The organism is Pseudoalteromonas sp. SG43-5 (genome assembly GCF_014164345.1).
In the GTDB taxonomy this organism is placed as follows: Bacteria; Pseudomonadota; Gammaproteobacteria; order Enterobacterales; family Alteromonadaceae; genus Pseudoalteromonas; species Pseudoalteromonas distincta.
In genome coordinates this window covers 419,749-431,693 of record NZ_JACJFA010000001.1, presented here as the reverse complement: position 1 = coordinate 431,693, position 11,945 = coordinate 419,749, and the positions used below count along the sequence as shown (strand labels likewise).

Annotated in this window: 9 protein-coding genes; 7 read left to right on the top strand and 2 right to left on the bottom strand. The window is 38.5% G+C overall.

The annotated features are described in order from the left end of the window. Nucleotides 1-305: 305 nt before the first annotated feature. The 7 genes from H5161_RS01960 to H5161_RS01930 all read left to right on the top strand — a co-directional run bounded on the left by H5161_RS01960 (nt 306) and on the right by H5161_RS01930 (nt 8,953). Nucleotides 306-2,540, top strand: a complete 2,235-nt coding sequence (locus tag H5161_RS01960; RefSeq protein WP_024597535.1) for an ABC transporter permease subunit — start codon at nt 306-308, stop codon at nt 2,538-2,540. Between the two features lie 15 nt (nt 2,541-2,555). Beyond that, nucleotides 2,556-4,205 carry a phosphate ABC transporter permease PstA gene (gene pstA, locus H5161_RS01955; RefSeq protein WP_002957841.1) on the top strand — a complete coding sequence of 550 codons (1,650 nt, stop codon included), beginning with the start codon at nt 2,556-2,558 and terminating at the stop codon, nt 4,203-4,205. 27 nt (nt 4,206-4,232) lie between these two features. Further along, entirely contained in the window at nt 4,233-5,060 is an 828-nt protein-coding gene (gene pstB / locus H5161_RS01950) for a phosphate ABC transporter ATP-binding protein PstB (protein ID WP_182768568.1), read from the top strand. Between the two features lie 46 nt (nt 5,061-5,106). Continuing rightward, nucleotides 5,107-5,808, top strand: a complete 702-nt coding sequence (gene phoU, locus H5161_RS01945; RefSeq protein WP_007586465.1) for a phosphate signaling complex protein PhoU — start codon at nt 5,107-5,109, stop codon at nt 5,806-5,808. A 150-nt stretch (nt 5,809-5,958) separates the two neighbouring features. Continuing rightward, nucleotides 5,959-6,636 (top strand): TIGR00153 family protein, encoded by a 678-nt coding sequence (locus H5161_RS01940; RefSeq protein ID WP_002957838.1) that lies wholly within the window; start codon nt 5,959-5,961, stop codon nt 6,634-6,636. 39 nt (nt 6,637-6,675) lie between these two features. Beyond that, nucleotides 6,676-7,944: an inorganic phosphate transporter gene (locus H5161_RS01935; protein ID WP_024597536.1), complete on the top strand. Its 1,269-nt coding sequence runs from the start codon at nt 6,676-6,678 to the stop codon at nt 7,942-7,944. Nucleotides 7,945-8,026: 82 nt separating this feature from the next. Continuing rightward, nucleotides 8,027-8,953: a hydrogen peroxide-inducible genes activator gene (locus H5161_RS01930; protein WP_002957836.1), complete on the top strand. Its 927-nt coding sequence runs from the start codon at nt 8,027-8,029 to the stop codon at nt 8,951-8,953. An 18-nt stretch (nt 8,954-8,971) separates the two neighbouring features. Here the strand turns inward: H5161_RS01930 and H5161_RS01925 are convergent, their stop codons facing one another. Together H5161_RS01925 and H5161_RS01920 are read right to left on the bottom strand one after the other, a co-directional pair. After that, a complete protein-coding gene (locus tag H5161_RS01925; RefSeq protein WP_002957835.1) occupies nt 8,972-9,184 on the bottom strand; it encodes a hypothetical protein in 213 nt (70 codons plus the stop codon). Between the two features lie 190 nt (nt 9,185-9,374). Continuing rightward, nucleotides 9,375-11,906, bottom strand: a complete 2,532-nt coding sequence (locus H5161_RS01920) for a GGDEF domain-containing protein (RefSeq protein ID WP_039489071.1) — start codon at nt 11,904-11,906, stop codon at nt 9,375-9,377. Between the last annotated feature and the right edge of the window lie 39 nt (nt 11,907-11,945).

Here is an 11,945-nt window from a genome sequence, read left to right as displayed (position 1 = left end):
TGTTGCACTTTTATAAATCGTTGATTTTAAAATAATAAAATTGAATGTGGTTGTGTTGACTATACGCGGTATTAATAGTCATTCTTATTTAGTAAGTACTCTTTTAGTATTGACCTCGATAAATGCTTTGTCCAATTATTTTATAATTTAGTTCACTTAAAAATCATCTATATGAGACTTATTTAGCGATTTTCTTCGCTAGTTTTATTTAAAACCGTTTTAACGTGCTTATTATTACTGCTGTAACATTACTGTCATCTTGATGAAATATAATTTATAGAACGTTAAGATTTAAGGGTGTTTTGATGACTTCAAATCCGAATAAACCGACTTTTAATACGGATCGAAGCCGTCTATTTAAAGATCGGTTTGCCAAATTTGGTATAACCGCAGGTGGGATAATGGTATTGGTAGCACTGCTATTAATATTCTTTTACCTTCTTTATGTAGTACAGCCAATTTTTGAATCAGCAAAAGTAGAAAAACGCGATAGCTTTCAGGTTGCTAATTCGCAGCAAATAGCAGGCCTAGGTGTAGAAGAGCAAACTGAAGTTGCTTATTTACTCAGTCAGCAAGGTCAGGTTGATTTTTACAGTGTGCAAGATGGCAGCTTTGGTAAAAAGCTTAAAACATTAAACGCCGAGCTACCAAGTGATGCAACAAGCTTTGCAACTAGCGCGCCTTTTCAAGGGTATTATGCGTTTGGTTTAAAAGATGGCACTGTAATGGTCGTAGCACCTAAATTTTTGGTCACCTTTCCTAATAATGAGCGTAAATTAACGCCTCGTTTAGACTTTCCTCTTGGGGAAATGGCTTTGGAAGTAGATGAACAAGGCTCAGCTATTAAACGCTTTGCATTTAGCCACTATGAAGACAGAACAGCTGTTGTCGCACTTACAGAAGACAAACGGGTGCTGTTTAGCAGTTTTGTTGCTGAAGAGAATATGTTTACTGGCGAAGTTGAGTGGGTTGTAGAGCGCACAGAGCTAGATGTTGAAGGGCGTGTAGATGAGCTATTAATGTCGCCAGATACAACCCGTACTTTTGTACGTTCTGCTAATCAAGTTTACGTATACGATACACGTGACCCAAGTGATGTAGAGCAAATTCAGCTACTTTCAGCTAACGAAGAAAATGCCAATATTGTATCTGCACAATTACTAGCAGGTGCAAACTCATTAATGCTTGCCAATGATAACGGCGAAGTTTCGCAGTGGTTTGAAGTTAACACTGACACTGGCCGCGAATATGAAAAAATACGTTCATTTGAAACGACTAAGCAAAGTAAATTAAATGTATTTACAGAGTTCTACCGTCGTACTTTTTTTACGACCAGCAGTAACGGTGAGCTTGGGGTGTACTACACAACAAGCGAAGCAAAATTATGGCAAGGTAAAGTAAGTGAAGGCGCAATACAAAACTTTGCAATTTCACCGCGTTCAAATGCTGCATTAATTTTGGCGGATAACAAACTAACAGTATTAGAAATACATAACGAGCATCCAGAAGTCACTTGGTCAGCGCTTTGGCAAGAAGTGTGGTACGAAGGTTACCCAGAGCCAGGTTATATATGGCAGTCAACATCAGCCAGTGATGACTTTGAATCTAAGTTTTCATTAGTGCCAATTTCGTTCGGTACATTAAAAGCAGCCCTTTATGCGATGTTATTTGCAGTGCCTATTGCGCTTTCGGCGGCAATTTACACGGCATACTTTATGTCGAGTAAATTACGTAAGGTAGTTAAGCCTACTGTTGAAATAATGGAAGCATTACCAACCGTTATTTTAGGTTTTTTAGCCGGTCTTTGGTTAGCTCCTTTGATAGAAGAGCACTTACCTGCAATTGTTGGGTTACTCATATTATTACCTTTAGGTATGTTAGCGACAGGTTTAGCTTGGACTAAATTACCAACCAAAATCCGTCATCGAATTCCTGAAGGATCTCATTCAATTATCCTTATTCCGGTCGTTTTACTTATTGGCTGGTTTTCGTTTGCGATGAGTGAATTTGTTGAGCTTTGGATGTTTGACGGCAATGTACGTCAGTACTTAACAAATGAGCTAGGTATGACATTCGATCAACGTAACTCGCTGGTTGTAGGTATTGCGATGGGGTTTGCAGTTATTCCAACTATATTCTCAATTGCAGAAGACGCCGTATTTAGTGTTCCAAAGCATTTATCAAATGGCTCATTAGCATTAGGTGCAACGCAGTGGCAAACACTAATACGTGTTGTATTACTAACAGCAAGCCCTGGTATTTTCTCTGCGGTAATGATGGGACTTGGCCGCGCCGTTGGCGAAACCATGATTGTACTTATGGCAACGGGTAATACACCTATTATGGATTGGAGCATCTTCCAAGGTATGCGTACGCTTGCAGCAAATATTGCAGTTGAAATGCCTGAGTCAGAAGTAGGTAGTTCGCATTACAGAATATTGTTCTTAGCGGCCTTTGTACTATTCATATTCACATTCATTTTTAACACAGTCGCTGAGTTTGTTCGCCAGCAACTGCGTGAAAAATATAGCTCAATGTAAGCGGAGAGACATGACATGGTAAAGCAGTGGTTTAAGTCTGGTTCTCCTTGGATTTGGATGACCGGTGGTGCAGTGAGCATCAGTTTAATTTCAGTTCTAGGCTTATTAGCAATGATAGCCTGGAAAGGATTAAGTTTTTTCTGGCCTTCAGAAGTTGTGCAGTTTGAACTTGAAGGGTCAATTTCAAAACAAACCGTTATTGGCGAAGTTTATGACCGTGAATTAGTACCAAAAACGCGTTTAGCCGCGACAGGTATTGACGTTAGCGGATTTGAAAAAGAAGAAATAGAGCGCTTACTTATTAAAACAGGTAATCGTGAGTATGTAGATTTAGACTTTCGTTGGATATTAGAAACCGACATTAAAAATAAAACAACGCCTGCAACGCTTGCTGTATTTGAGCGTAGTAAAAACGGTAATTTTTATGGTTATGTTGAAAGTGTAATTAAAGATGGTAAACCAGTCGAAGGCGATAAAATTGAAGCTCTACATGAACTTGTAGAGCGTGCCGTGGATTTAAACGACGAAGCACTTGATTTACAAAATGGTGACATTGGGCATATTAACTATGAGCTTGAGCGTCTTCGTTTAAAAGAAAAGGGCTACTTACTAGATAACGCACTCACTGATGAACGTGTTGCTGAGCTTGCTCAAGAGCGTGCTGAATTACGTGCGCAGTATGGTGTACTTGAAAAAGATTTATTTGCACTACGTAAACAAGCTAAACGTGACCACGTAACTGTAAAAGATATGCGCGGTGAAGTAGTTACGATTCCAATGTATCAAGTACTTGATGTTTGGTTTCCAAATGATATGGGCTTTTTTGCAAAGCTAGGGCACTACTTTGTGCAGCTAGGTAAGTTTGTATCTGATGACCCACGTGAAGCAAATACAGAGGGCGGTGTTTTCCCTGCTATATTTGGTACTGTGTTTATGGTTATGCTGATGGCTGTAATAGTGACGCCGTTTGGTGTTGTTGCTGCAATTTACTTACACGAGTATGCCGCTAAAAATGCAGTCACTAAGATGATTCGTATTGCGGTGATTAACTTGGCCGGTGTGCCTTCAATTGTGTACGGTGTGTTTGGCCTCGGCTTTTTTGTATACATGTTAGGTGGTAGCTTAGACCAATTATTTTACCCTGAAGCGGCACCAACGCCAGTATTTGGTACGCCAGGTGTAATGTGGTCGGCGTTAACGCTTGCTATATTAACTTTGCCAGTTGTTATTGTATCGACTGAGGAAGGCTTATCTCGTATTCCAAGTACCGTACGTGACGGTTCACTAGCGCTTGGCGCAACAAAGGTTGAAACGTTATGGCGCATAATTATTCCAATGGCAAGCCCTGCAATTATGACTGGTTTAATACTGGCAGTTGCGCGTGCTGCAGGTGAAGTTGCACCATTAATGTTAGTAGGCGTTGTAAAAATGGCCCCTACATTACCACTTGATGGTAACTTCCCGTATTTTCACTTAGATAGAAAGTTCATGCACTTAGGCTTTCATATATACGATGTTGGTTTCCAAAGCCCTAATGTTGAAGCGGCACGTCCGCTGGTATACGCCACTGCCTTTTTATTGGTGTCGGTGATTATTACCCTAAACATAACGGCCATTGGTATACGTAACCATTTACGTGAAAAATTCAGATCGCTTGAACACTAATTAGTAAAGATTTTATAGGTAACAAAAATGATTACAGTCGCTCCACAAGTAAACCAAGCTAATATTGGTCAAAAGTTAGACCTAGAAAATTTAACGGATGATCAAAAAGCGCTAGAGATTAAAGACCTCGATCTTTACTACGGTGATAAGCAGGCGCTTAATAAAGTTAATATGAACATTCCTAAAGGCCAAGTAACTGCGTTTATCGGGCCGTCTGGGTGTGGTAAATCAACATTACTGCGTTGTATTAATCGCATGAATGATTTGGTTGATATTTGCCATATTGAAGGTGAAATATTACTCCATGGTCAAAATATTTACGATAAGAGCGTAGATGTAGCAGCACTTCGTCGTAATGTAGGCATGGTGTTTCAGCGCCCTAATCCATTTCCTAAATCAATTTATGAAAATGTAGTTTATGGCCTGCGCTTACAAGGCATTAAAGAGAAACGTAAATTAGATGAAGTAGTAGAGCAATCACTTCGTGGTGCTGCTTTGTGGGATGAAGTAAAAGATAGATTGCACGATAGCGCGTTTGGCTTATCGGGTGGTCAGCAACAACGTTTAGTTATAGCTCGCTCAATTGCAATTGAGCCTGAGGTACTTTTACTTGATGAACCAACATCAGCACTCGACCCTATTTCTACTTTGGTAATCGAAGAGCTAATAAACGATTTAAAAAACAAATTTACCGTTGTTATTGTTACACACAACATGCAACAAGCAGCGCGTGTATCTGATCAAACAGCCTTTATGTATATGGGCGAATTGATTGAATACTCAGACACAAATACCTTATTTACTACACCAACGAAGAAAAAGACTGAAGATTACATTACCGGTCGTTACGGTTAATTAGCCCGTTATAGCGTGTTGTACAAGATTAAGAGAGAAGGTAACTATGGAACATAATATTAATAAGCATATTTCTGGGCGCTTTAACCAAGAACTAGAAAATGTACGTAACCATGTATTGAGTATGGGTGGCTTAGTTGAGCAGCAATTAAATAGCGCGCTTGATGCGGTGAGTCGTAACGATGCTGAGCTTGCTCAAAAGGTACGTCAGAACGATTACAAAGTAAATGCAATGGAAGTCAGCATTGATGAAGAATGTACGCGTATCATTGCTCGTCGTCAGCCTGCAGCAAGTGACTTACGTTTAGTGATTGCAATTGCAAAAACTATTGCAGATTTAGAACGTATTGGCGATGAAGCTGAGCGAATTGCTAAAGTTGCACTAGACTCATTTACTAAAGATCAACAAGACTTGTTAGTAAATATTGAGAATATGGGCCGCCAAGTTCTAAAGATGTTACATGATGTACTAGACGCATTTGCACGTATGGATGTGCAGCGCGCATTTCAAGTACATAAAGAAGATGCAAAAGTTGACCGTGAATATGAAGCTATCACACGTCAAATAATGACTTATATGATGGAAGATCCACGCTCAATCCCTAAAATTATGGACTTAGTTTGGTCTGTTCGTTCATTAGAGCGCATAGGTGATCGCTGTCAAAATATTGCGGAATACATTATTTATTTTGTAAATGGCAAAGATATTCGTCATACATCTCAAGAAGATATAGAAAAATCGCTATAATTTTTTACCTATTTTTCTTTTTTATTAAAGCGGCTTAGTGCCGCTTTGTGCATTGCAAGCCTTAGTGAAGTAATAAAAAGCGTTCACAATCTTGGTTAATACTGTAAAATTCATGCTGCAAAGCATATCAATTTGATTAAAGGGTCAGTTATGCCTACAAACGCGTTTTTAGGAGTATTTGCAAAATCTCCTATCAAACCAATGGAAGAACACATCAAGAAGGTTCATCAAGCAAGTAAAGCTTTGATACCTTTTTTTAATCACGTATTTAAAGAAGAGTGGGTACAAGCTGAAGAGCTTCGCATCACTATTCGCAATTTAGAACGTGAAGCTGATGATATGAAAAGAGATATACGCTTACAATTGCCACGTGGTTTATTCATGCCGGTAGAGCGTACAGATCTTCTCGAATTAGTAACTCAACAAGATAAAATTGCCAATAAAGCAAAAGATATTGCAGGACGAGTGATTGGTCGTGAAATGACCATTCCTAAAGTTATGCAAGCTGATTTCTTAGCTTACTTAACCCGTTGTGTAGATGCGACTAAACAAGCATCTAAAGCAATTAACGAATTAGAAGAATTGCTAGAAACGGGTTTTAAAGGTCGAGAAGTCACCTTAGTAGAAAAAATGTTAGTTGAATTGGATGCCATAGAACAAGACACGGACGAAATGCAGATAAAAGTACGCCGCCAGCTACGTGATGTAGAGGGTGAGTTAAACCCAATTGATGTGATGTTTTTGTACAAAATCATTGAATGGGTTGGCGAGCTTGCAGATATTGCAGAGCGCGTAGGATCACGTCTTGAGCTGATGTTAGCTCGTTAATTTAAAATCAGTTCAAACACGAAAGATTAAGGTTTTACAATGGATATCATTGCATCTTACGGCACGGTATTAATTTTAATTGCCGCAGCAGTCGGCTTTTTTATGGCTTATGGTATTGGCGCGAACGACGTAGCGAACGCCATGGGTACATCTGTAGGTTCAAAAGCGCTAACAATCAAACAAGCTATTTTTATAGCGATGATTTTTGAATTTGCAGGCGCCTATTTAGCAGGTGGTGAGGTTACATCAACAATTCGTAAAGGAATTATTGATGCAGCACCATTTGCAGATATTCCGGAATTAATGGTTCTGGGTATGATTTCGTCTTTATTTGCAGCCGGTGCTTGGTTATTAATGGCCTCGTTCTTAGGTTGGCCTGTATCTACAACTCACTCAATCATTGGTGCAATCATTGGTTTTGCGTTAGTTGCAGTAGGTACTGAGGCGATTCAATGGGATAAAGTAGGTGGTATTGTAGGTAGTTGGATTATAACACCTGCCATATCAGGCTTTATTGCATACTTAATATTCATGAGTGCACAAAAGCTTATCTTTAATACAGATGCACCACTAAAAAATGCTAAACGTTATGTCCCTCTTTATATGGGCTTAGCAGGTTTTATCATGGCATTGGTTACAATTAAAAAGGGCTTAAAGCACGTTGGTATAGACCTAGGCTCAGCTGAAGGCTATGCACTGTCAGTAGGTGTTGCAATAGTTGTTGCTGTGATTGGTAAAATAGCCATATCTCGCTTAAATATTGATCCAAAAGCAGATAAACAAATGCAGTTCAACAATGTTGAAAAAGTATTTGCTGTTCTTATGGTACTAACAGCATGTTGTATGGCATTTGCACATGGTTCTAATGACGTTGCTAATGCAATTGGTCCACTAGCAGCTGTTGTAAACATTGTTGAAAACAATGGTGAAATTGCTAAAAAAGCAGCTATTGCTTGGTGGATTCTACCTCTAGGTGGTTTTGGTATTGTTGCTGGTCTTGCTATTTTAGGCAAAAAAGTAATCAAAACAATTGGTGAAGGTATTACACATTTAACACCTAGCCGTGGTTTTGCTGCTGAACTAGCTGCTGCTTCTACCGTTGTTATTGCCTCAGGTACTGGTATGCCAATCTCTACTACTCAAACCTTAGTGGGTGCGGTATTAGGTGTAGGTATGGCACGTGGAATTGGCGCGCTTAACATGGGTGTTATCAGAAACATTGTAGTTTCTTGGGTAATTACATTGCCAGTTGGCGCTGCCCTTGCTATTGTTATTTTCTACGTACTAAGAACCGCATTTGGGGTTTAATAAAAAAGTACTCAAAGACTTTTAGCTTGAAAAGATCTCAATGCCCTAGGTGTTGGGGTCTTTTTATTTGTGGAAAGAAAAAATGACTAACCTTCCAAGTATTAAACAACTACAGTATTTATTAGCTGTTCATCAACATCAGCACTTTGGCAGAGCCGCTAGTGCCTGCTTTATAGGACAATCTACTTTAAGTAGCGCTATTCAAAATCTTGAAGAAACACTAGGCTGTCAGCTAATTGAGCGTGAAAATCGCAGCCTGATGTTTACCAGTATTGGTGAAGAAGTTGTTGAGCGTTCTCGTAAAATAATTAACGATACAATTAGTTTAAAAGAGCTTACAAAAAGCTTTTTAACACCACTAAGTGGTAAGCTGACTGTGGGTGTTATACCTACAATTGCAAGCTTTATAGCGGCTCCGCTTTATCATTTTTGTAAAGAAACCTTTTGTGATTTAGAGCTGGTATTAATTGAAGATACGAGTGACAAGCTACTGGATAAACTTGAACATGGGCATATTGATTTAGCGCTACTTGCACTGCCGTACGAAACAGATAAATTTCATACACAAGTATTGGCAAAAGATCAGTTTAGTTTAGTGCACCATAAGGATTACAGCGCTGCAAAGGGCGTAGTCGACTTTAACCTATTACCAGAGGCTAGCGTATTCTTATTAGAGCGCGAGCACTGCATGACGGGCCATGCGCTTAGTGCATGTCATTTAAACCGTGCCAGTTGTATTAACCCATTTGAAGCTGCAAGCTTACATACTCTATTAAGCATGGTTGAACATCAGCTCGGGGTGACTTTTTTACCACAGATGGCTATTAATGCGGGTATTTTAGATAATAAAAATATGGTGGCTACACCATCACAAAGTGATGCATATAGAGATATTGGTATCTTGTGGCGTAAAACTACGGGCCGAATTCGAGACTTTAGGCTATTTAGTCAACAGCTTGAGGTGTTTTTAAAGCGTCAATGTAGTTTAGATTTTTCTAAAGCAGAATAATAAGTGAACTAAAGCAGCCTACAAAGGCTGCTTTTGATTTTGAAGATGACTTTCAAAAGGCTCAAGTTCAGGTAAAAATAATAAATAAATCCATACCACCAAGTTAAAGTAAGGCACGCAGCCTAATACAGTAAAAACCTTAACTGGGTAGCCTTTAATATTCGCGTAGCGGTAACACTGATACGCGATTGCAAAATGTATAATCAGTAATAACATAACTAGTTGTGTCATACCTTCTTCCTTAAAAGCTTAAATAGCTTTGAAACCCACTATAAATATCGGTACTACGCCGCCAAAAGGTAATGTCATGTTTTTAAAGTGAAAAGCATAAAAAGGCACGACATTTTTATTTGATGCTGAAAGTATAGGCAAGAAAGGTAATATTGGTAGTAATAAAATGATTAAAATTGTTTAATTTTGTTTATTTTGGGCTAGCTTGTTGTTGGTAAAACGTTTTATTTTTAGAAATTTTTTCGAGTTCATCTTTTACTTTTTCAACAGGTATTGGGCGTGCAATAAAGTAGCCTTGCCCATAATCAACACCAATTTCTTTTAGTGCAAAAAATATCTCTTCGTTTTCAACGTACTCAGCTACAGAGCGCTTATCGAGAGACCGACTAATATCATTTATTGCTTTTACTAACGCTAAATCTATAGGGTCATTGAGCATATCACTTACAAATGAGCCATCAATTTTTACATGCTGTGCTGGTAGCTGTTTTAAATAATTAAATGTACTAAATCCAGTTCCAAAATCATCGATAGAAAAATGACAGCCTAAGCTATTAAGCTTCTCAATCATTTTACGAGTGGCCTTTAGGTTATTAATACTCGCAGATTCAGTTATTTCAAAAATTATCCGCGAAGCAGGCACGTTATACTTTTCAAGGTTTGATTCAATTAATGGCAATAAGCGTTCATCTAAGAACGATTGTGCTGACAAATTAATAGCAACTTGGTTTAACTCTGGGTGCTTAGATACACAAGCAATAGCATTACGTATAACGCATTGATCCATCAAAAATGTGTCGTTAAGCATTTCTAAAGAAGGAATAAACTGGTTTGGGTATACGAGTTCACCTTTGAGTTTTAAGCGTAAAAGCGCTTCAAAATAAGCAACTTTACACTCCTTAAAATCCCAAATGGGTTGGTAATGTAGTTCAATATTATCTTGCTGTAGTGCTTGGCGAATTTCATGGCCCCATTCAAGCCCTGTTTGTAGTGTATTGTTTTGAGCATCTTCTTTTGAATAGCAATGTACTAAGTTACGCCCTAGGTTTTTGGCAATATACAAAGCAATATCGGCTTGTTTTAAACACTCATTAGGGTCGTTATTTTGTGTCGTGATTTGAGTTAAACCAATAGAGCAGCTAATAGTGTATATCTGATCTTCTGATTTAAAAGCATGTTTTTCTATCGCACTACACACACCTTCTGCAATAAGGTGTGCATCCAGTAAATTCATATTGGTAAGTATGACTGCAAATTCATCCCCACCAATTCTGCATACCAGGTGATCGTCGCCAATATTTGCTTTAAATAATTGCGCCACTTCTTTTAAAACTATATCGCCCTGATGATGGCCTTTACTGTCGTTTATTATTTTAAAGTGATCGAGGTCAATATAAATAACAGCATGCTCTATGCCATCATAGGTGTATTTATCTTGGCATATTTTATTAAGCTGTTGATCAAAATAATAACGATTATGTAAACCAGTTAATGGGTCATGGTGTGCTAAATGACGTAGTTGAATCTCAGCTTGCTTTCGTTCGTGTATATTGTCGATAGTTGCGGTTATAGTCGCGTTGTTACGACTATTTTTTATTAGCTGCAATCTGCATTCAACCCAAATTAAATTGCCATTTTTGTGGGTTAACTTTACTTCTATTTGTTGCTGTTGCTCGCCACCATGTAAAATATCGTTAATAGTGTAGTCAAGCCTTCCTTTATCTTCGTTATTACAATAAGCGCTTAATGGGTTTTGTAGTGATGATTTAACACCAAAACCGCTTAATGTTTCCCATGCGGGGTTAATAAAACGAATATTACCTTGCTGATCGAGCTCTAAAACAACTGTATTTAAGTGCAATAAAATACGCTGATGAGCTGAAAATAACTCTTTGTAACGCACTTCGCTCACGCTTAATTGTTCTACTTTGTAAGCAAATTCAGCATAACTCACCATAAAATCTTCACGTCGTGCGGCGTGGTCACACACTTTGTTTAAAAATGAAGGATCGTAAGGGGCTCTAATAAAGTCGGTAACACCCGAAAGTAAAAGCTGCTCAGCGTAATCGGCATCGTCACTTTCTATAATTGTAACAATAGCTTGTTTAGAATTGTGCTGGAGGATTTCTTCAACGAGTACACTCGAGCTCTCTGCACTTGATGTAGTGGCATCGAGTAGCACAATTGAAAACTGCTGTTGGTTATAAGCGTTAAGTGCCGCTTTAGCTGAAGTTACGTGAGTGATAGCAAAGTTTAACTTTAACTGTTCACTTATTTTGTCTGCCGTATTTTGAAGTGGCTCTAATAATAATAAGTTTAGCCGGCTACTTTTTTCTAAGTGAGTAGATAAAACATTCGCAAGTACTTGAGGGAGCATATCTTTGTGCTCAAACGGTAGTACAGCATCTATCCCATAGCTTCGGGCTGTTGTTTCGGCAATCCGCTCACAGTAAATTGGCGGAATAAGTAAGATTGGTGTGTTTTTTGGTGTTTTTAATAATCCTGAGCGGATCATCCTAGAAAAGCGCCAGCCATCAATTTTACCAACATTAATGCCCGTTATTATAATATCAACAGGGTGTTGTTTTAAAAGCTTTAAAGCTTGTTGGCTGTCTTGGGCATCAATAAAGGTAAATACATTTAAGCTCTCTAAAGTGCCCTTAATCGCGCGACGTTCAGCACTACTTGCGTTTAATATTAGCAATTTAAGCTGGTTTGGCACGAGTTGAACACCCCTAATATAACTTATAATAATTTAGCC

Excerpts from the sequence above, each read along its gene's own strand:
- H5161_RS01960 (WP_024597535.1), top strand. The coding sequence starts at position 306 with ATGACTTCAAATCCGAATAAACCGACTTTTAATACGGATCGAAGCCGT.
- pstA (WP_002957841.1), top strand. The coding sequence starts at position 2,556 with ATGGTAAAGCAGTGGTTTAAGTCTGGTTCTCCTTGGATTTGGATGACC.
- pstB (WP_182768568.1), top strand. The coding sequence starts at position 4,233 with ATGATTACAGTCGCTCCACAAGTAAACCAAGCTAATATTGGTCAAAAG.
- phoU (WP_007586465.1), top strand. The coding sequence starts at position 5,107 with ATGGAACATAATATTAATAAGCATATTTCTGGGCGCTTTAACCAAGAA.
- H5161_RS01940 (WP_002957838.1), top strand. The coding sequence starts at position 5,959 with ATGCCTACAAACGCGTTTTTAGGAGTATTTGCAAAATCTCCTATCAAA.
- H5161_RS01935 (WP_024597536.1), top strand. The coding sequence starts at position 6,676 with ATGGATATCATTGCATCTTACGGCACGGTATTAATTTTAATTGCCGCA.
- H5161_RS01930 (WP_002957836.1), top strand. The coding sequence starts at position 8,027 with ATGACTAACCTTCCAAGTATTAAACAACTACAGTATTTATTAGCTGTT.
- H5161_RS01925 (WP_002957835.1), bottom strand. The coding sequence starts at position 9,184 with ATGACACAACTAGTTATGTTATTACTGATTATACATTTTGCAATCGCG.